This window comes from Enterococcus sp. DIV0691, assembly GCF_051711145.1.
Classification (GTDB): Bacteria; Bacillota; Bacilli; order Lactobacillales; family Enterococcaceae; genus Enterococcus_B; species Enterococcus_B hirae.
This window is the reverse complement of sequence record NZ_JBIOLY010000001.1, coordinates 1,060,601-1,081,636: the sequence shown is the minus strand read 5'-3', so window position 1 is coordinate 1,081,636 and position 21,036 is coordinate 1,060,601. Positions and strand designations below refer to the sequence as shown.

At 36.6% G+C, this 21,036-nt stretch carries 20 protein-coding genes and 1 riboswitch; of the genes, 3 read left to right on the top strand and 17 right to left on the bottom strand.

What is annotated here, in order from left to right:
• Positions 1 to 158: 158 nt before the first annotated feature.
• From IGJ11_RS04855 to IGJ11_RS04845, 3 genes are all read right to left on the bottom strand, one after another.
• A complete protein-coding gene (locus IGJ11_RS04855; protein ID WP_438772388.1) occupies positions 159 to 284 on the bottom strand; it encodes a hypothetical protein in 126 nt (41 codons plus the stop codon).
• Positions 285 to 364: 80 nt separating this feature from the next.
• Complete coding sequence (locus tag IGJ11_RS04850) at positions 365 to 1,327, bottom strand: LacI family DNA-binding transcriptional regulator (RefSeq protein WP_010737356.1); 963 nt, start codon at positions 1,325 to 1,327, stop codon at positions 365 to 367.
• 1 nt (position 1,328) lies between these two features.
• The gene (locus tag IGJ11_RS04845; RefSeq protein WP_207432443.1) at positions 1,329 to 2,768 is read right to left on the bottom strand and encodes a sucrose-6-phosphate hydrolase; all 1,440 of its coding nucleotides are present in this window, start codon (positions 2,766 to 2,768) and stop codon (positions 1,329 to 1,331) included.
• Between the two features lie 184 nt (positions 2,769 to 2,952).
• Between IGJ11_RS04845 and IGJ11_RS04840 the strand changes: the two genes are divergently transcribed.
• The gene (locus IGJ11_RS04840; protein ID WP_207432445.1) at positions 2,953 to 4,896 is read left to right on the top strand and encodes a sucrose-specific PTS transporter subunit IIBC; all 1,944 of its coding nucleotides are present in this window, start codon (positions 2,953 to 2,955) and stop codon (positions 4,894 to 4,896) included.
• Positions 4,897 to 5,120: 224 nt separating this feature from the next.
• Positions 5,121 to 5,993: an ROK family protein gene (locus tag IGJ11_RS04835; RefSeq protein WP_063626910.1), complete on the top strand. Its 873-nt coding sequence runs from the start codon at positions 5,121 to 5,123 to the stop codon at positions 5,991 to 5,993.
• Positions 5,994 to 6,303: 310 nt separating this feature from the next.
• Here the strand turns inward: IGJ11_RS04835 and rpsA are convergent, their stop codons facing one another.
• From rpsA to IGJ11_RS04810, 5 genes are all read right to left on the bottom strand, one after another.
• Positions 6,304 to 7,536 carry a 30S ribosomal protein S1 gene (gene rpsA, locus IGJ11_RS04830; protein WP_207432447.1) on the bottom strand — a complete coding sequence of 411 codons (1,233 nt, stop codon included), beginning with the start codon at positions 7,534 to 7,536 and terminating at the stop codon, positions 6,304 to 6,306.
• A gap of 124 nt (positions 7,537 to 7,660) precedes the next feature.
• Positions 7,661 to 8,338 carry a (d)CMP kinase gene (gene cmk / locus IGJ11_RS04825; protein ID WP_010719569.1) on the bottom strand — a complete coding sequence of 226 codons (678 nt, stop codon included), beginning with the start codon at positions 8,336 to 8,338 and terminating at the stop codon, positions 7,661 to 7,663.
• Positions 8,339 to 8,384: 46 nt separating this feature from the next.
• A complete protein-coding gene (locus tag IGJ11_RS04820) occupies positions 8,385 to 9,011 on the bottom strand; it encodes an SAG1386/EF1546 family surface-associated protein (protein ID WP_010719570.1) in 627 nt (208 codons plus the stop codon).
• An 84-nt stretch (positions 9,012 to 9,095) separates the two neighbouring features.
• Positions 9,096 to 10,487: a RecQ family ATP-dependent DNA helicase gene (locus tag IGJ11_RS04815; protein ID WP_207432449.1), complete on the bottom strand. Its 1,392-nt coding sequence runs from the start codon at positions 10,485 to 10,487 to the stop codon at positions 9,096 to 9,098.
• Complete coding sequence (locus IGJ11_RS04810) at positions 10,471 to 11,499, bottom strand: helix-turn-helix domain-containing protein (protein ID WP_207432451.1); 1,029 nt, start codon at positions 11,497 to 11,499, stop codon at positions 10,471 to 10,473. The genes IGJ11_RS04815 and IGJ11_RS04810 overlap by 17 nt, the downstream gene beginning before the upstream one ends.
• 30 nt (positions 11,500 to 11,529) lie before the next feature.
• On the opposite strand from IGJ11_RS04810, the gene IGJ11_RS04805 reads away from it, so the two are divergent.
• Positions 11,530 to 11,748, top strand: a complete 219-nt coding sequence (locus IGJ11_RS04805; protein WP_010719573.1) for a ferredoxin — start codon at positions 11,530 to 11,532, stop codon at positions 11,746 to 11,748.
• A gap of 373 nt (positions 11,749 to 12,121) precedes the next feature.
• Here the strand turns inward: IGJ11_RS04805 and IGJ11_RS04800 are convergent, their stop codons facing one another.
• The 9 genes from IGJ11_RS04800 to xerD all read right to left on the bottom strand — a co-directional run bounded on the left by IGJ11_RS04800 (position 12,122) and on the right by xerD (position 21,002).
• Positions 12,122 to 12,847, bottom strand: a complete 726-nt coding sequence (locus tag IGJ11_RS04800) for an alpha/beta hydrolase (protein ID WP_053766480.1) — start codon at positions 12,845 to 12,847, stop codon at positions 12,122 to 12,124.
• 286 nt (positions 12,848 to 13,133) lie between these two features.
• Positions 13,134 to 14,474: a M20 family metallopeptidase gene (locus tag IGJ11_RS04795; protein WP_081128717.1), complete on the bottom strand. Its 1,341-nt coding sequence runs from the start codon at positions 14,472 to 14,474 to the stop codon at positions 13,134 to 13,136.
• Positions 14,475 to 14,625: 151 nt separating this feature from the next.
• The gene (locus tag IGJ11_RS04790; RefSeq protein WP_010719576.1) at positions 14,626 to 16,149 is read right to left on the bottom strand and encodes a YfcC family protein; all 1,524 of its coding nucleotides are present in this window, start codon (positions 16,147 to 16,149) and stop codon (positions 14,626 to 14,628) included.
• Positions 16,150 to 16,745: 596 nt separating this feature from the next.
• Positions 16,746 to 17,360, bottom strand: a complete 615-nt coding sequence (locus tag IGJ11_RS04785; RefSeq protein WP_010737347.1) for an ECF transporter S component — start codon at positions 17,358 to 17,360, stop codon at positions 16,746 to 16,748.
• A gap of 121 nt (positions 17,361 to 17,481) precedes the next feature.
• Positions 17,482 to 17,605: riboswitch (FMN riboswitch) on the bottom strand.
• Between the two features lie 80 nt (positions 17,606 to 17,685).
• Positions 17,686 to 18,402, bottom strand: a complete 717-nt coding sequence (locus IGJ11_RS04780; RefSeq protein WP_010719578.1) for a pseudouridine synthase — start codon at positions 18,400 to 18,402, stop codon at positions 17,686 to 17,688.
• Positions 18,402 to 18,977 carry an SMC-Scp complex subunit ScpB gene (scpB, locus tag IGJ11_RS04775; RefSeq protein ID WP_181914903.1) on the bottom strand — a complete coding sequence of 192 codons (576 nt, stop codon included), beginning with the start codon at positions 18,975 to 18,977 and terminating at the stop codon, positions 18,402 to 18,404. The genes IGJ11_RS04780 and scpB overlap by 1 nt, the downstream gene beginning before the upstream one ends.
• Positions 18,961 to 19,728: a segregation/condensation protein A gene (locus tag IGJ11_RS04770; RefSeq protein WP_277749450.1), complete on the bottom strand. Its 768-nt coding sequence runs from the start codon at positions 19,726 to 19,728 to the stop codon at positions 18,961 to 18,963. Before IGJ11_RS04770 ends, scpB begins: the two co-directional genes overlap by 17 nt.
• Positions 19,725 to 20,096: a hypothetical protein gene (locus IGJ11_RS04765; RefSeq protein WP_010719581.1), complete on the bottom strand. Its 372-nt coding sequence runs from the start codon at positions 20,094 to 20,096 to the stop codon at positions 19,725 to 19,727. The genes IGJ11_RS04770 and IGJ11_RS04765 overlap by 4 nt, the downstream gene beginning before the upstream one ends.
• An 18-nt stretch (positions 20,097 to 20,114) precedes the next feature.
• Positions 20,115 to 21,002 carry a site-specific tyrosine recombinase XerD gene (xerD, locus tag IGJ11_RS04760; RefSeq protein WP_010719582.1) on the bottom strand — a complete coding sequence of 296 codons (888 nt, stop codon included), beginning with the start codon at positions 21,000 to 21,002 and terminating at the stop codon, positions 20,115 to 20,117.
• Positions 21,003 to 21,036 lie beyond the last annotated feature (34 nt).

Below are 21,036 nucleotides of genomic sequence, written 5' to 3'. Positions count from 1 at the left end.
TTCTTATGGTCACTTCATTAGTCCCACTGTGCCTACAATATAGCCTGATGCCCAAAAATGTTGATTTTCAAACTCAAATTAACATTTCCATGCTTATTAGAAATTATTAACGCCCTTTTTCTTTTAAATAGCTTGTAAAACTGGACATGCATATTTCATTAATCTACAGTCGGAAAGGTTGTGCCATATCTAGCTATGAGAAATAAGCCAAAGAATCCAAAAATAGTTCCTCCTATTTTTGGTATTCTTCGGCAATTTTTTGTCAAAGCAACTTCTTGAACCATGTGGATAAGGTCATGAAAGAAGCGATCAGCTCCAAATTTTTTTGAACGAATGTGATAAACATCAAGAAAAGAATTTGACGTTAAATGCTCCCTCCAGGAAGTAATGAGATTGGCAAAATGTAATCCTTGCTTGTCTTTTCATTCTTCATTTTTTTCAGAAGAACATCAACAATTAGACTTGCGATTTCATCAATTGGTTGTCTGATTGTGGTCAATTGTGGGAAAAATTTCTCAACAAAAGATGTTCCATCATAGCCAATAATTTTTAGATCTTCTGGGATATTAAGTTTAAGCTGATGAGCAATTTTCATAGTAAGAATGGCTGTTAGATCATCAGAAACAAAAATACCATCTGGTTTGTGACTTAGGATCGTCGACTTGATTTCCATTTCTCGACGAATCGTAGAGAGATTATTAGGAATTTTGAAAACTTTGCCATTTGGATTTTGAAAAGAAAAACCAAGCGCACGTAACCCTGTTGGAGAATCCGTATTGTCATTTCCTGTAATCATAATACTATTTTGACAACCATTTTTTTGTAACGTTTTAGCAGCCAGTTTTCCACCTTCAAAGTTGTCTGAAGAAACAATGGAAACATTGGGAGCTAAGTTTCTATCAAAAGCGACAATAGGTGCTCCCACACGCTCATAATCAGCAATTCCAAGATTATGACTAGATGAGATAATCCCATCAACTTGATTCGCTTCAAGCATTTCAATATATTCCCGCTCTTTAGCAGGATCGTTCTGACTATTGCAAATAATTGTTTTATAGCCATGTTTGAATAATTCGATTTCCAGATACTCAATCAGTTCAGAGTAAAAGATATTACTGATATTAGGAAAAATAAGCCCAATAAGTTGGGGTGACTTTCCTTGAAGTCCACGTGCTAGATTATTAGGTTTGTAACCAAGAGTTTTCATAGCTTCATGAACTTTTTGTTTTGTTTTTTCCGATAGATATCCCTTATTGTTAATGACACGTGAAACGGTAGTTGGGCTAACTCCAGCTAGTTCAGCGACATCAGATAATTTTGCTACCATATTAATATTTTAATTCAAAGTATTTTCCAGTCGGTTCACCTGATTTAAGTTGAATACCATTTTGGTGTTTCTCAGGGAATACGCGACTAGTAAATACTTTTTCTCCTTTATTAATAAAAATCTCAATGATTGAATTATCTACAAAAATGTTAGCAATTGTTTCTTTAGTATCAATTGAGCATTCACGAATCGTACCAAAGTCAGTGGCATATTGAATGCCTGCTTTGCTGCGATCTAAAATAATTTTTCCTTCTTTGGTATCTACAATCAAGCTAAGTCCATTTCCTTTACTATCAGAGAAAAGAAGTAACTCCGATTTCTGATTTGGAGGAAACGTTAGTTCAAGCTCATAAGTATTATTTGTTTCTGCTTTTGCTGTAAATTGTTCAGAACTAGCACGTAATGATGTAATAGCTTCTACTGGATATTGGTAAAGTTTACCATCTTTTATTGAAAGTTCTTTTACAAGACTCATTGCTCCCTGATAATCATACTTATCAGTTGGATAATCGATATCAGGTAGTCCAATCCAACTGACAATCAGAGCACGACCATCAGGAGTATTGAATCCTTGAGTCGCATACGCTTCAAATCCATAATCAAGATTTTGAATTTCTGAAGCACCCACAAGTTTTACTTTTTCTATGTCAAGCGATTGACAGATCTTAAAAGTATTCGGATAGATATTCCCATAATTTAGCTCAGATTTATCCAACCCTTGAGGACAATAAATAAGAACAGGTCTTTTGTCTACAAATACCAGATTTGGACACTCAATCATGTATTCTGAACCAGTGCCGCCAAAATCAAGGTTGCCAACTTCTTCCCATGTTTCCACGTTATTGTCAGTCGCTTTGTAAAGTTTGATAAAGCCTGATTTTTCTAAATTTTGTGCTCCAACAATCGCATACAATTGTCCTTCATAATTAAACATTTGTGGATCACGAAAATGATCAGTTACATCAGCAGGTGGATGAATAAGAACATTCTCACCTTTCGTAATGTTGTAGTCTTTATCCATCCATGCTCCGATTTGAAGTGTATCACGTTCCCAATTTTCATTTCGAACGTTTCCTGTATAGAGTAAGAATAGATTCCCCTCTATTTCATATGCAGAACCGGAATAAGCGCCGTGGCTATCTCGTTTTGTGTCTGGAAGAAGTTCTGCTCCTGTTACATGAAAATGAACTAAGTCATCTGATTCAGTGTGTACCCATTCTTTCAAACCATGAGCAGCTCCAAATGGCCAATTTTGATAAAAAAGCGTATATTTTCCGTTAAAAAAAGAAAAACCATTAGGATCGTTTAACAATCCTGTTTTAGGTTCGATATGATAGCTAGCACGCCAAGGTGATCGTTTTACATTATCCTTAATTTTATCCATCTCATCTTTAGTCCAATCAGAATAAGCACGATATCGTATTTCTCGAGGTAAGTTCATATTTTACTCCTTCAATTTATCTTTTTACAACTAGTATGGTAAACGTTTTCCGTTGAAAAATCAATCATTTCATTTAAAAAAATAAATTATATGACAAACGTTTGACATATTTTTAAGATATGCTAAAATAAATTTGCATTTCAGTGAACCGTTTTCACGTAAAAATAAAAAAGGAGTGATTCGAATGAATTACAGTAAAGTAGCTTCCGACGTCATACAAGCGGTCGGAAAAGATAACCTTATTGCAGCTGCACACTGCGCTACACGTCTTCGTCTCGTACTAAAAGATGACACGAAAGTGAATCAAAAAGCTTTAGACGAAAATCCAGATGTGAAAGGCACATTTAAAATTGATGGGCAATATCAAGTGATTATCGGTGCAGGTGATGTTAATTTCGTTTATGACGAACTTATCAAAAAAACTGGACTTTCAGAAATTTCAACAGATGATTTAAAACAAATTGCTAGTAAAGATAAAAAATTCAACCCCATTATGGCATTAATTAAATTATTATCAGATATTTTTGTTCCAATTATACCTGCCCTTGTTGCAGGTGGTTTATTAATGGCATTACAAAACTTTTTAACAGCTGCTGGACTTTTTGGACCAAAATCAATTGAAGAAATGTATCCTGCGATTGAAGGTATTTCCTCAATGATCCAACTGATGTCCGCTGCACCATTTATGTTTTTGCCTATTCTAGTTGGTATTTCCGCTGCTAAACGTTTTGGAGCCAACCAGTTCCTCGGTGCTGCAATTGGAATGATTATGACAACACCACAACTTGGTGGTTCTATGGAATATTGGAATATTTTTGGTTATCATGTCTCACAAACTAACTATGCTTATCAAGTCATTCCTGTGTTAGCAGCTGTTTGGCTATTATCAATACTGGAAAAGTTTTTTCACAAAAAACTTCCATCATCCGTTGACTTTACATTTACCCCCTTATTATCTGTAATCATTACCGGCTTTCTAACCTTCACAGTCATCGGCCCTGTCATGTTATTACTTTCTAACGGGATTACAGATGCGATCGTTTGGCTATATAATGCAACCGGATTTATTGGAATGGGTATTTTTGGTGGAACTTACTCGTTAATCGTTATGACAGGTCTTCATCAATCATTTCCTGCAATTGAAACGCAGTTACTTTCAGCATGGACTAATGGTATTGGACATGGAGACTTTATATTTGTAGTTGCTTCTATGGCGAACGTTGCCCAAGGTGCTGCAACATTTGCTATCTGGTTCTTGACTAAAAATGCTAAAACAAAAAGTCTTGCTTCCTCTGCAGGGGTATCAGCTCTTCTTGGAATTACTGAACCAGCTCTGTTTGGTGTCAATTTAAAATATCGTTTCCCATTTTTCTGTGCTTTAATTGGTTCCGGAGTTGCCGCTGCAGTAGCAGGTCTACTGAAAGTAGTTGCTGTATCACTTGGTTCAGCAGGTTTTCTTGGATTTCTTTCAATTAATGCAACCTCTATCCCATTTTATTTACTATGTGAATTAATTAGCTTTGCGATTGCTTTTGCAATTACTTACTTTTATGGAAAAACAAAAGCTTCAGGCATCTTTGCAGCAGAAGCTCTTACGGATCAAACAGTAATGAATCATTCAGAAAACACCCAACAATCCACAGTTACTTCTGGAGAACCTACTAAAACAAATCATTCTTCAGAAACAATCGTTAGTCCCCTTGCTGGTGAAGTGATTGGACTTGATTCAGTAAATGATCCAGTATTTTCTTCAGAGACTATGGGAAAAGGTATTGCGATTAAACCAACTGGGGACACTGTTTATTCTCCAGTAGATGGTACTATTCAAGTTACATTTGAGACTGGACATGCTTACGGTCTTAAATCGAATGACGGCGCTGAAATACTGATTCATATTGGTATTGACACCGTATCGATGGGCGGTAAAGGATTTATACAAAAAGTTACTGCTAATCAAAAAGTAAAAAAAGGAGATATCCTTGGAACGTTTGATCGTACGCTAATTAAAGAAGCAGGACTTGATGATACAACAATGGTTATTGTGACAAATACCGCAGATTATTCAAAAGTGACACCACTTATTAAAGGAACAGTTACCGCTACTACTGAGTTACTTGAAGTTGAATAATGTAATAGTCAATAGTACTGATTATTCTTTCTAACCAAAACATCAATAAACGGATAATTTAAAGGGCAATGCGCGATCTGATGTATGTATTAACTGGAATAATAGCGATTTTTCAAAAGAAAATAACAAATAAACGAGTGAAATTCTTTAAAAATCTGAACAATAAATTGGTTAAATGCATAACTGCCCATGAAATCATCTTTAACTATAAGGAGAAATGTTTTATGCTATACGGTGCAATTGAAGCAGGAGGAACAAAATTTGTCTGTGCAGTTGGTAATGCACAATTAGAGGTTATTGAGAGAGTGAGTTTTGAAACTTTGAATCCAGGAGAAACAATGCCACAAGTTGTTTCTTTTTTCAAAAAATATGAAACAGAATTGTCCAGCATTGCTGTTGGTTCTTTCGGACCTATTGATATCCATCCTGAATCGAAAACATATGGATATATAACCTCAACACCTAAAATACCGTGGAGAAATTTTGATTTTATTGGTTATCTAAAAAGAAATTTTGAGAAAATTCCTTTTTATTGGACAACTGATGTCAATGCTGCAGCTTATGGAGAATATATAGCTGGACATGGTCAAGACCATTCATTAGTTGTTTATTATACAGTTGGCACAGGTATAGGTGGTGGTGCACTGCAAAATGGAAGATTTATCGAGGGATTCAGTCATCCGGAAATGGGACATATGATTGTACGTAATCACCCTGACGATCACTTTAAGGGTAACTGCCCTTATCATCAAAATTGTTTAGAAGGTATGGCAGCAGGACCTGCTATCGAAAAGAGAATAGGAATTAAAGGCCAAGATTTAAAGGAAGATCATCCTTTTTGGGACATGGAAGCTTTTTACATTGCCCAATGCATTCATAATACTACAATGATGTTTTCACCGGATATTATCATTCTAGGTGGCGGTGTAATGAAACAAGTACACTTACAAGAGAAAATTCATCGTGAATTTTCAAAACTTAATCAGAATTATGTTGCTCATCCGAAAATAGAAGAATATATTGTTTTTCCAAAATTAGGAGATCAAGCTGGAATTATCGGTTGTTTAGGGCTAGCCCAAAAAATAGCTTCTAATTAAACAATGATAGAGTTTTGATAGTAGTTTGACAGAAATCTCCAGCTCTGATAAATAGTTTAAGCAAATCATCTATCTAATATCTCCAATTGTGAATACAATATGGCATTTGCACAGCCATTGGGTATGGTCTAAACGATGTACTTTATTAGGTATTCCTTAGCCCTTCTCACAGCAGTTGGTTTTATCTTTCACTCAATTTGTGAGTTTAACTAGTTCTAATGATAATAACAGAAAAAGATCAATCAATGTTGTAAACATTGATTGATCTTTTTGTCTCATTTCAGTCTTTTTAAAATGAACACTCAAAATTTTATTTTTCTGAATCATCAGTAGTCGTTTCTTCGACTTCTTCTTTCAAAGCATCACCTAAAAGATCACCCATTGTGAAACCAGTATTTTCTTCTGGTAATTCATAGGTTTCAACATCTTTTGGTTCTACTTCCGATGCTGGTTTTTCTTCTAAAGCCTTGATACTAAGGGCAATACGATGTTCTTCAGGATGTACTTCTAAAACTTTTACTTGCACTTCATCCCCTTCATGAAGTACTTCATGAGGTGTAGCGATGTGCTTGTGAGAGATTTGAGAAATATGAACCAGACCTTCTACCCCTGGGAATACTTCTACAAATGCACCAAAGCTTGTCAAACGTTTCACTTTTCCATCTAAAACTGAACCAACAGTGGCTTTTTCTTCAATATCAGTCCAAGGCCCAGGCAACGTGTCTTTAATTGAAAGAGAAACACGTTCTTGTTCAGGATTAATCGAAAGAACTTTTACTTTTACTTCATCCCCAACTGCTAAAGCATCACTAGGCTTCGCCACATGGCTATGTGAGATCTCAGAAACATGGACCAATCCATCAATTCCACCTAAATCAACGAAAGCACCAAAATCAGTAATACGAGCTACTCGTCCGTCGATAACGTCTCCCTCGTGAATATTGGCTAGAATTTCTTTTTTCTTTTCTTCTTTTTCCGTTTCCACAACTGCTTTGTGTGAAAGAATTAAACGGTTTTCTGAAGGTTCGATCTCAACGATCTTGAACGCCAATGTTTGACCTTTGTATTCTGAAAAATCAGCAACAAAATGATCTTCCACCATTGAAGCTGGTACAAAACCACGAACACCTACATCAACGACTAAGCCGCCTTTTACGACATTCGTCACAGGTGCTTCGATGATATTACCTGCTTGGAAATCTTTTTCGATATCTTCCCAAACTTTTTTGGCATCCAAACGGCGTTTTGAAAGCAAATAGCTACCGTTTTCTTTATCTTTTCCGATAGTACTGATAACTACAAGTTCTAGAGTATCCCCTACTTTTACTACCTCGTTGATATCTTCAACAGGTGAAGTAGACAATTCTTTAGCAGGAACGACGCCTTCAACTCCGGCACCTTCGATTCCTACCACAACTTGTTTATCTTCGATTACTAAAACTTCGCCGGATACAACGTCTCCAACGTTTACTTCTTGGACGCTATTCATTGCATCTTCCATTGATTGACTGTTTTCTGTTTGATTTTGTTCAAATTCTGTCATAACATTTGTCCTCCTAACCAACATTCTGCCGTAACAACGGTACTAATTTTAGTTTAATTGATTATTAAAAAAAAATAAAGCGATTTCGTTTGGTTTACCCTAAAAATCCTGAGTTTTTCCCTTTTTACAAAAGATAGCCTTTTTCTGTGACCACTTTTTTGATGGATTGGACAACTTCCGTAATCGATTTTCCAGTAGTGTCGATTCGAATGGCATCATCCGCTTGTCTTAAAGGGGATACTTTTCTTGTAGAATCATAATGATCTCTCTCTTGGATTTCCTTCGTAAGAGTTTCCAACTCTGTTGGTATCCCTTTTTCAATATTTTCTTTATAGCGTCTTTGTGCCCGTTCTGTTACACTTGCTACTAAAAATATTTTCACTTCTGCCTGAGGTAAAACAGAAGTACCAATATCTCGGCCGTCCATTACAACCCCACCATGTTCACCAATTTTACGTTGGATCGAAACCAGTGCTTCACGTACTTTTTGATGAGCAGAAACTTCAGAAACTGCCTTGGTCACATCTGGCTGACGAATTTCTGTAGTTACATCTTGGTCTGCCACCAAAACGTGTTGACCGTCTGTCTCTTGGATAAAAGAGATTGGATAGGCTTGGATCAGCTTTACGAGTTGCTCTTCATCTCCAAAAGGTACTTGATGTTTTATCGCTAGATACGTAATGGCACGATACATGGCGCCTGTATCGGTATAAATATAGTTGTATTCTTTTGCCAAAATTTTTGCAACAGTACTTTTACCTGACGAAGCAGGTCCATCTATTGCAATACTGATTTGTGTCATGCTATAACTCCCTTTTCAAAAAAAAAGCCGCAGATCGCGGCTAAGATTATTTAACTTTTAATTGTTGTCCAGGATAAATCATATAATTATTTGGATCTAAACCATTTAATGCAAATAATTGATCAATAGTGATCCCGGCACGTTCAGCTACTTGTTTAGGTCCGTCACCTGGTTGAACAGTCACTGTTGATCCATCTGCAGCAGCCGAAGAGGATGGTGTTGTCGCTTCTTCTACCGTGCTAGTTGGTTGTGTTTCTTGTTGGTAAGTAGACGTTGTCGAAGGCGTTGTTTCCTCTGGTACAGTAGTACTTTGTGGTGTACTTGCTACTACTGATTCTGTCTGAGTAGTGCTTTCAGGCTCCGTACTTGATTCTTTTGTTGATGATACTTCTGATGAGGTCGTACTTTCCACTACAGAAGACGTTGTTGTAGTTGATGATGCACTTGAAGCATTGGAAGACCCATTTCTAATCCAGAAGTAAGCTCCCGCTGGAATTGCAATACACAATACTAATAATACTAAGAAGAGAGACAAAAACAGCGTGTTGCCTTTCTTTTGTTGTCGTTGAGAACTTCTTGAAGAAACTTCGTCTTCAGTGTCATAAATCGGTTGTTCCCATGGCTCTTGTGTTTCATTATTTTCTGATGAATGATGTCTATCTTTTCTGCTCACCTTATTAACCTCCTAATTTCTATCGTGAATATTATACCATAGCCAGAACGCGATTGTCTTATAAATTTTCTATCCAATGTTTTTTTAAAATAAATTTAGTAAAATATCTTGCCACTGTTTTAGCTCTACAGATGGGCTGACTTCTCTATTTTCCTGACTCGTAAGGACCGCTCCATCAATATCACAACATTTTTCTGGTTTTTTTATCAGTTTCTCCCCAAAGTATTCAAGAATCAGCGCTCTTCGACAAGTCTTTGCATTGACATAATGAAGCATTTGTTGTAGTCGATATTCCTTTTCTTTTTCTTGACGTTTTAGCCGATTTAACCACTCTTGCGGATTGCTCGTTTGTGCAATTATTTCTAACCATTTTTGTTGAATCTCATCGAATTGTTCTTGTTCATTGCTATGATATTGCAGATAAATTTCAAAACTTTGTCGTTGTTCTCTAGAAAGTTGATTAAAAAAATAATGAATGCGTTCGTCATTTTCTTTGTATAAAAGAATCGCTTCACTCGCCTGTTGGTCTCTTCCCGCACGCCCGATTTCTTGAACATAATTTTCTAAACTATCTGGTAAATCGTAATGGACAACATAACGGATATCTGGCTTATCGATGCCCATACCAAAAGCATTCGTCGCAATCAAAAATTGAAGTTTATTTTGACTAAATTGTTGTTGCAACTGTCGCCTTTGTGATGCCTCTAATCCACCATGATAATAGCCGATAGTAAAACGTGAGCGAAATAGCTGATACAAACGCTCTACCTCTTTCTTTGTCGCACAATAAATAATCATCGAGCCTTTTGCTTGTTTCATCAGGTCCTCTAGATCAGCTTCTTTTTGGGAAGTCTTTTTGACATATAAAGCAATATTTTGTCGATTAACCGAATGGATAATTCGAACTGGCACTTCTTGAAACAAGACAGTTTCAATATCATGTTGCACGGCTGTAGTAGCGGTTGCTGTCAAGGCAAGCGTTCCTGGAGAGCCTAATTTCTGAGCAATTTCTCCTAGTTGTTGGTATTCCGGACGGAAATCTACCCCCCACTGAGAAACGCAATGCGCCTCATCGATCACATATAACCCAATTTTTTGTTTTTGTAATTGTTCTATCACATCTTTTTGCGTCAACATTTCTGGACTTAAAAATAAAAATTTATAATTGGACAAATGATTTAACACATAATATCGTTCTGTTCTAGATAGTAAACTATTGAAAGCAACAACTCGCTTTTCTCCTTGTTTCTGTAGTTGCATCACCTGATCCTCCATCAATGAAAGCAAAGGTGAAACAATGATAACCATTCCTTCACGCAGATAACCGGTCAGTTGGTAGCATAGACTTTTTCCATTTCCTGTCGGTAACACTGCGAGGACATCTTGGTCATTCAATAAAGACTGGATGATTTCTTCTTGTCCTGAACGAAACGAAGTAAATCCAAAACGTTTTTGTAGTTCATCCTTCAGCGACATTCTTCAGTTCCCCTTTCAATACACCAATTTGATAAAAACGAAACTCTCCATAGTCCAGTGGTGCGACTTCATTTAATTCTCGATAATTCCATTCTTTGATGTTCGATAGTTGACTTAGTCGCTTAAATGTCTGCTTGGTGATCATTTTTTGATAAGGAAATTCAGTTAAATAAAGTTGCCATTCGATCAAATGATCGGTTACTGTTCCTCTTTTTAAATGACGTATCTTCATTACTTCATCAATTGAGCATCCAGATAAAATCAGTTTTCTCGTCGTTAACATACTTTGATTGAAGTTTTGCATAAGTAGTGGTGAAACCAATTGAAAAAGTAACGAATCTTTTTTTTCTTCGATTGTTTTTAGCAGCAGGTGTACTTGCTTTGCTTCATACAATTCACGTTGCACTTCATTGGTTATTTCTGTTAATTGATAAGTTAATAGACCAGGTGACTGGATACCTGAAAATTGATTGGCCAGAAAGTTAGCCGATTCAGACGTCATCGTTGAAAAGATTTCACTCAGTTCTTGGCTTAATTTTTTTGCTAAGGTTTGTCGATCTAGTTGTGTGTCAGCTAACCATTTTTTTACTTGGATAGTATAATAGGGACTAGTTTCAATCGGTAAGTATTCCTTTTTATTATTTACCAGATGAGAGACAACTTGAACAGCAAACTTGATCAACCGCCAACAATTCTCAGCGGTTCTGCCATAACGATCATAATGGAGCCCTTCTAGATCAATCTTTTTTTCTGCTAAAGCTTTTTCACCTAAATGAGTGATCATCACGCCATCTTCTAGCTGAATAAGGAGCTTTTGGTCAACTAATTGGTCAATGATACGTGTAAATTCTTCTTGATTCATTTTAGGAAAACTACCATGTATAAATAATAAATGGTTTAAAAAACTATAAATCAATACCGAACTCGTTCGTTTTCCTGTGATAACTTGGTATAAGGAGCTGATCCTTAACTTGTTTCTTGTTGAAAATAAAGCTAAAATAAATGAAGTCATATTACTCCCCTTAAGAATAGGATGGTCAAAATGTCATTACTATGTAAATTAGTACCTGAGCGCTGTATCGCTTGTGGTCTTTGTCAAATCGAAGCCCCAGATATCTTTGATTATGATGAAGAAGGAATCGTTTTATTTGCGCAAGAACCAGAAGCTCATCAGCAATTTGTTTCTCAAACTGACGAGGAAGCCGTCAGAAAAGCTTATCAAAAATGTCCAGTAAGAGCTATTTTATTAGAGAAATCATGAAAACTAGTTAACCAAATGAATATAAATCAATGTAAGTGTTTCTAACAATGATGATTTGAAAAGTAGGCAGTTGACCTGGAAATGGTGTCTGAACAAATTTCTTTCTATGTTCAAGTGAAAGTTTGAGTTGATTTATCTCTAGTCTATTTATATAAAGATTGTGACTTATGTAGCTCTTCGGCAAAGTTTCTGATAAATGGACTTCTGAACTGCCTTAGATAAAGTCATGAAAGAAGCGGGAAGCTACGATAACAATAAGCTTGAATTTTTTTAACAGTTTCTCATGTTATAAAAAATCCAAGCTTTTTTCAAAGAGCTGATACACACTTTTTACTCATTTTTAAAGTGAGCTGTAAGATTTAGGTCTGGAACTCTATTCTCCTAACCAATTGATTAACGTATTAATAATCGCTGTTTGTTGGTCTTCGTTTGTAATCTTAGCTTTACCGTCTCCCTTTTGTTCCCCATAGCTGCCAAATCCGCCATGATTTCCTCCATTAATCGAAACATATTCTGTTTGCTCAGGTAAATATTCTTTAGCTGATTCATAGGCTTTTTGATTCAAGACTTTATCATTAGAAGCAGTCAGGCTTAATACAGGTAATGTCGTTTTCGCCAATGTACCTTTTTCATCAGGATAGCTTGCTAAGAAAAAGATTCCTTTTAAGTGTTTGTCAGAAGAATGCTGATTAGCATAACGACTCGCCATGACGCCCCCCAAGGAGTGTCCACCAATCACATAATTTCGATTTGAAAAGTCTTCTTTGATCTTATCTGCCTTATTCCCACTAAGTATGGCTAAGTCAAGAGGCATCTTAGCGATTGCTACGGAGTACCCACTTTTTGCTAATTGTTCAGCCCAGACACTATAACTAGCTGGTTCAACCAAAGCACCTGGATAAAAAATAACCAGTGGTTTTTGACTTTTTTCTTTCGTCTCAAAAAATAAATAATCTTTTTTATCCTTTCCATTTTGGGCTATTTGACTTGCTTGACTAGATGGTTCATAGGTATTTTGTTGTAAATAGTAGTACCCAGCGCCTCCTGCTAGCCCCAAAAAAATAATTATACCAATTAATACTCGCTTAAATATCTTCACATCTCTCACCTATTCTCCTTTTATCGTACCTATTGATCGATTATAAATTCACACTAAATAAAATACGAATAAATTGCAACTCTTTTTTCTTGAAAAAGAATAAATTTGTTTAGCCAGTGGCACTAAATGCGATCTTTCTGAGACCTGACTCTTCCCCTCAACAAGACCCACTATAACAAAACAAAAGGCTGATGAATGTACATTGACCTTCATCAGCCTTTAACAGTAAGAGAGCAGTTTCGTTCTCTATTGAACTAAAGTGTATTTAGTTGAGCATTTCAAATGATTATTTTCCACACAAACGGTAAACAGCTTCTGCATAGATTTCCATTGCTTTGTACATGCTGCTTAGTTCCCAACGTTCATTTGCCTGATGCATAAAATCAGGGGTATCTGGGAACATTGCACCAAATGCTACACATTGGTTCATCGTCCGTGCAAAAGTTGCACCGCCAGATACAAATGGTTCAGTCATATCACCAGTAATATCACGGTAAGTTCCTAAAAGATTTTTGATCAATTCACTGTCTAATGGAACATAAAGGGAATCTAAGAAGTCAAATTCTTCATAAGTCAAGTCATACTTTTTAGCAGTTTCTGTTAGTTTTTCTACGAGTTCATCTTTTTTGAAAGTTACTGGGATACGCATGTCGACCCCGATTTTAGTTTGTTCAGGAGTAATTTCCAGACTAGCAAAGTTCATTGTCAATTCGCCAGATTGTTCATCCACCGTTTTTCCTACCACGTTTTCACCAGTAGCATTTTCTTGAACTAATTGACCTAAGAAGTTGATTGGAGCAAAATCAAATACTTCAGAAAGAGCAATCGCTAAACGAGAGATTGCATTGACACCTTCTGCTGCATCTTTGGCATGGATACTTTTTCCAAGAACGACAATTGATTCTCCTTGATCTTCAAAGTCAAATCCATGTTTTTTCAATGCTTCTTTGACTTCAGCTAATTTTTCACCAGCATAAGGAGCTGCATCTGGAACGACATTCAGTGCGCCACCAGCTTTAACTGAAAATTCAGATGTTCCCGGTCCAGTTAGGTAAGCTTGTAGTAATCCTTTTTCAGCATAAATCAATGGAAACTCTGCATCTGGTGCGAATCCTTGCGTAATACCTTCTTCTTTTTCGTTGTATTTATCTAAACAACGCCACAAGTTTTCTTCATCGGTTCCAAAAATAAATCGGATACGTGTATTAAATTCAACGCCTGCATCCATCAAAGATTTGACAGCATACATTGCAGCGATGGAAGGTCCCTTGTCATCTTGTGATCCTCTTCCGATCAACCAACCATCTTTGACAGTTGGTTCAAATGGTTTAGAATCCCAATTGTTTTCATCGCCAGCTGGAACGACATCCATATGACACAAGATACCAAATAGCTCATCGCCAGATCCGACTTCCGCATAACCATAATATCCTTCTGGATCTTTAAATGTCTTAAATCCTAGATTTTCACTGATTTCTAACACTTTATCCAATGCTTCGATCACTTTTGTCCCAAAAGGATGCCCTTCACCAGTATCTGATTCGTCCAGAACTGAAGGGATTCGAATCAATTCATTTAAAGATTCCAATGCTTGTTCATGATGTTGTTTTGTTACAAATTGTTTCATGTTACTAGCCTCCTAATATAATAAAAAGGTTATGTCAAAACAACAGACACAACCTCTTTTTTCAAACAATAAATAGTTGAGCTTGGATCTTGTCCATTCACATCAAGTAGAAAACCATGTACACTCTAAGTCAACGGTTTTGTCTACTTTGTTATAACATTGCCGCTACACCTAAGATAACACAAATGGCTACAAATAGGATAGCAATCAATTTTCCTGTGAATTTCCACCAAACGGAAATATCAAAACGAGCGATCGCAACAGCCCCCATAACGATTGCTGATGTTGGTGTGATCAAGTTGACCAAACCAGATGCTGATTGATAAGCAGTGATAACTAAATCTTTACCAACGCCTGCAAATTCACCCATTGGTCCCATGATTCCCATAGTAGCTGCTGCTAGTCCAGAAGTTGATGGGATCAAGAATGACATAGGGATATAGAAGATAAACGTTAAGATCAAGAAGACACTAGATGACAATGAACTTAATCCTTGTTCACCCCAATGTAAGATCGTATCAGTGATTAAACCATTATTCATCACAACTTGGATACCACGTGCAACAGCTACCACGATCGCAACACCGATCAAATCTGAAGCTCCTGCTAAGAATTCAGAAATAAAGACTGATTCTTTCATTCCGTAAGTGATTGCCACTACAATGGCCATCACTAAGAACAACATGGTAATTTCTGGGAAATACCATTCTCCTAAAGGAAGCATGTTTTTACCTAAAACAGTTCCGACTACAGGTAACCCTGTTAACCAGTTAGTTAATGATTCAAAAATCGTAAAGTTTTTATTCAATGTTGTCCAAGGAATCAAACTAATGATCATAATACCAAAGGTAATGAAAAATAGGATATTTACATGTTTTTGTCTTTTAGTAATTGATTCTTGACGACCAATTGAATCGATATCAAAATGTTTGATGTCTTCTTCACGTTGTTTATATACAAGTGATTTCGTTGGGTCTTTTTCCACTTTAGATGCGTAACGGTAGACATAAGCAATTGAGATAGCCAGTAGTACCACGAACATCAAGAAACGTAACCCGATTCCTTCACCCATTGAGATACCCACTGCTTGAGAAGCCACCCCAGTAGCAAATGGATTAACGGTTGAAGCTAAACAACCAACTTGTGACCCTACTAAAACGATAGCTACTGCAACAACTGTATCAAACCCAACAGCCATCATAACAGGAATCAATAAAGCATAGAACGGAATAGTTTCTTCCGCCATACCATAAGTTGAACCACCTAATGCAAATAAGATCATCAACACAGGGATCAACATTTTTTCTTTCCCTTTAAAGCGTTTTACAACGGAAGCAATCCCTGCATCCAAAGCACCAGTTTTATTGATAATACCTAAGAAACCACCCACAACTAAAATAAAGAATGAAATTGGAATAGCAGCCGGTGTTTCTTTCGTTAATTCCCCAGCAGGTACACCTAGCATCCCATTAATCGGTGCCATAAAGATATCCCATAGCCCCTGAGGATTTTGCTCTACTCGTTCATATGATCCAGCAATGATGTTGCCTGCATCATTGACACTATAATGTCCAGCTGGTATGAACCAAGTTAGTACAGCGATAATCGCAATAATAATAAATAAGACCGTATACGCTGAAGGCATTTGAAATTGTTTCTTCTTTGTTTGTTCCATGTTCTTCTCCCTTTCTTGTAACATTAGAATCTTATAAGAGTGATTCCATCAGTTATTTTATCAAAAAGAATACGATAACCAAAACAATAACCTATTGATTTGGCAAACTTTATTCAAAAATCCTGCTTTCACTCCTTCCTCTATGAAATTTAAGGTAAAGCTTTTTCAATACAATTGTAGCGTTTTCCACTTCCATTATAACAAAACTATTTATCATTCAAAAAGTGATTAATTTCACATTTTGAATCATAAAATACATTTTTATGCATAAACAAAAGAAATACTCAAACACCGTTTATAAAACGCTTACACAACGTGGGTTAATGAATTTTTTTTCATTAAAATTTCCGATATTTTTTTATTTCCTTGAATTCTTTTTAGAAAAAACAATGTTTATTTTCTCATCCCCTTTTTTTCTAATAGTTGGACTACTTTTTCAGAAATACTAGTACTGACAAAAACGGCTCCTTAACTTTTTATATTGTAAAAGTTAAGGAGCCTTGACTGATTTTTTTAATGATAAAATAATTAAGAAAGTGGCATCAATTCATGCTTCCCTCTAAAAATGGATAAACGAGCATGAGCTGCTGTACTATTTATTTGTTGTTCGTCACTGTATGTCTTTGTGCCAACTGGTGTTGTTTCCGACTTAACCATGGCAATAATTTTGCGTGTAAAACCAAAAAGGCAGCACTGACGATAAATCCTTTAATGATATTAAATGGGACGATTCCGATCAGGACATAATTAGCTAACGGCATTCCTAACATTTGATTAGCATTTAAACCTAAAAACATAAGGTACAATGGGGTAATCACAAAATAGTTTGCGACACTCATGAAGATCGTCATTGCGATCGTACCAGAAATCACACCTAAAAACTTATTTTTCCCTACTTGAGTCTTCTTACGGAAGAAGTAGAAAATAGGTAAGGTAAAGATAGCTGTTGCTAAAAAGCTGGCTGTATCTCCTACCAAATTATCTGGTGAAAAGCCAGTAGTGATCAAGTGTAAGATCGATCGTAAGAAAGCTGTAACCAATCCAGCAACTGGACCAAATAAAAACATACTGATCAGTACTGGGATATCACTAAAATCGATCTTTAAAAAACTAAAGGCTGGCATGATCGGAAATGCGATATATTGCAAAACCAATCCGATCGCAGCAAATAATGCCACAGCGACCATTTTTTGTACACGGGTGTTCTTCATTTGAAATCCTCCTGTTAGGACTCCTCTTCAGCGAACTTTTCGACGAACTTTTTGCAAATAAAAAAACTCTCCAATAACAGGGAGAGTTAGAGTTATTTGGCAAAAAACTACGTCAAATAAGCTCTATCTTCTTTATCCAGACTATACTGTCGGTATCGGAATTTCACCGATTCAGCTACTTAGGTAAAGTAGGTCGTGGACTATAACCACCGGTCGGGAATTTCACCCTGCCCCTGAAGACGAACCATTTATAATTTTGTTTACCTTTACATTATACATCGCTTGAGAAAAAATGCAATCATTTATTCTTATAATAAGTAAGTAATCATTTTGATTGATTCAATAAACTGCTGACTTCTTTTTTGTTCAACTCACGATAGTCGCCAGGGCGTAAGCCTTGAAGCGTCAAATCGCCGTATTTTTCTCGTTTTAATTTTTGAACAGGTAAGCCAACTGCTTGAAGCATATTTTTTACCTGATGATTTCTACCTTCATGGATAGTCAATTCAACGATACTATGATTTGTCTTAGGATCCACAGATAATATTTGGTAACGTGCTGGTGAAGTTCGTTTCCCTTCGATTTTTATCCCTTTCGTCAAGGGAGATAACATTGTTTTAGTAGCAATCCCTTTGACTTTCGCCACATATACTTTGTCTACTTCATGTTTCGGGTGGGTCAAACGTTGCGCAAAATCACCGTCATTAGTCAAGAGCAGTATACCCGAAGTATCATAATCTAATCGTCCTACTGGATAAATTCGTTCTTTCACCATTGGAAGCAAATCAGTTACGACTTTTCGCCCCTTGTCATCAGCAACAGCGGAAATCACGCCTTTTGGTTTATATAGTAAATAGTACCCGTATTCTTCTTGATAAATCGGCACTTCATCTACTTCGATCAAATCACGTTTGCTAACTTTTACTCCGAGTTCTTTTACTACTTTGCCGTTGACTTTTACTCGTCCAGCCAAAATATATTCTTCCGCTTTACGTCTGGAAGTGATCCCTGCATGCGCAATTACTTTTTGTAGTCTTTCCATTATATCTGTTCTCCTTCATCCATTTCATCAAAGAATAAGTCGAGTGAAGACTCTTCGTTTAATGAATGCTCCATTGCTTGTATATCTGGTAAGTCTTTTAATGAGTTGAGACCAAAATAATCTAAAAAATAAGGAGTCGTCCCATACAAAATAGGTCGTCCAGGTCCTTCCACGCGTCCTTTTTCTTCAATCAACTGATGAGCAGCTAGCCGTTGAATGGCACCTGAGACTTGAACCCCACGAATTTGTTCGATTTCTACTCTGGTAATCGGTTGTTTATATGCAATGATCGCCAACGTTTCGACAGCTGCTTGTGAGAGAGTATTAGACGTCCCTTGGGCATAGCGTTTCAACAATGGCGCTAACTCTTTTTTGGTTGTTAAAACGACATGTGCCTCTGTTTCCAAAATATGCAAAGCACTAGCTGGATCATTTTCATATCTTGTTTTTAATTCCGTTAATAAAGCCGCTGTCTCTTCTTTCGTAATAGTTAACAGATAGCTGATTTCTTCTAACCCGATTCCTTCCTCGCCAACAATAAATAAAATGGCTTCAAGTTCACTTAATTTTGTCATCTTTGGTATCTCCTACTGCTAGATAAAGCATAATTGTTTCATAATTTCCTTCTTGTTGCGCAACGATCTGACCATTTTTCATCATTTCTAATAAAGCCATAAATGTAGTGACTACTTCTGTTTTCGAAGGCGTTTCAAAAAAAGACTCAAAAGAGCATCCCTTATGATGTTGCTTAAGACGCTCTTCAATAAAGATGATACGTTCTTCAATTGTTGTATCATCAGGAGTAATCGTTTTTTCAACTTTCTCTGAGAATTTCTTTCGCTCTAAGATTTTTTCCATCGCATGAAACAAATCAATCTTTTTGACTTGTCCACGTTTCAATGGTTTCTCTTGTCCAATGAGATCGTCTACTGCAACTGGTTCTTTCGTATAATATAAGCTTCTCTCTTGGGCTTTTTCGGTTAACTGCTCTGCAGCATACTTATACTTTCGATATTCCAATAATTGATTGACTAATTCGTCACGCGGGTCCTCTTCCCAATACTCATCTTCAATGATTGCTTCTTGAACAGGTAACAAAGTTTTGCTTTTGATCGCCATCAACGTGGCAGCCATCACTAGATATTCTCCAGCAACAGCAAGTTCAAGAGTTTTCATCGTATGGATATAACTCATGTATTGCTCAGTGATCGTTGCAATCGGGATATCATAAATATCGATCTCCATTTGCTGGATCAAATGAAGGAGTAAATCTAAGGGTCCTTCAAATATATCTAATTTGATATTGATTTCTGTCACCATATTCACTCTTTCTTCTTGTTTCGATCGACCCATTTTGCGAGATATGGACGGGTAATCTCTGTTGGTCGTATGGAAAAGTCTGGGTATTTTTCTTGAAGTTCATCAAGCATTTGAAAGCCCATCTGATCTCCCCGATAAGATGGATTCAATGAAACATCGTGAATAATCAATTCCTGATTTTCACCCCAATAAACACCAATAATCCCTTGAATATTCGTTGAACCTTCTGGTGTGAAGAAAAAAAGTTCATATCCTTCTTCTGTTTCATAGGTATTGATTTCTTTGAGTAAATTCGATTTATCCGTTAGTTTCTTATGAAAACTTAACAGTCCCATAGCAATTTTACGATTTTCTTTTCGGTAATGTGTTAACATTTTTTCACCTTCCTATGACTAAGCCCTTGGAAAATGCTGCTTATAAACATCCGTCATTCTTTTCTTTGTGATATGTGTATAAATTTGTGTTGTTGAGATATCAGCATGTCCTAATAATTCCTGTACCGTTCGAAGATCTGCACCATTTTCCAGCAAATGTGTCGCAAAGCTATGCCTTAAAGTATGAGGGGTGACCTCTTTATTGATTCCTGCTTCACGCACTAATTGTTTAAGGTTTTTCCAGATACCTTGCCGTGATAACCCTGTACCATGATGATTGACAAATACATGCGTTTCAGAAGGATTCGCTACAAGGAGAGGGCGTGCTTCGTCTAGATACCGCTCCAACCATTGGATCGCATAATCACCTAGAGGTATGATCCGTTCTTTGTCCCCTTTACCAAGTGTTTGGACCAAGCCGAGCGACAAGTGAAGATCACTTAGCTTTAAACCAACGAGTTCACTGACACGCATACCTGTTGCATACATGACTTCTAGAATTGCTCGATCTCTGATCCCTAGATTTTTGGTTGTATCAGGTGTTTCGATCAATCGTTCAACCTCAGTCAAGGATAAGGTACTAGGTAACTTTTGAACCTTTTTAGGCGTATCAATGTGTTGCATCGGGTCATGATCAGTCAATCGTTCTTGACGTAAGAATTGATGAAATCTTCTCAAGCTAGTAATCATTCTGGTCACGGTTGCTGGAGCTTTCTTTTCATCATGCATCTTTTCCAGATAATTGATCACGACGTAGCGATCGACATCTTGCCAGGAAGTGATTTGCTCATCTTCTAAATAGTGAAGATACTGTAACAAATCTCGTTCATAACTTTTTCTCGTATTTAATGACAAGCCACGTTCAATCGTCAAATAGTGGAGATAATCATTAATTTCTTCATTCATAATAATCCACCTCGTGCTCTTCTATCATATCAGA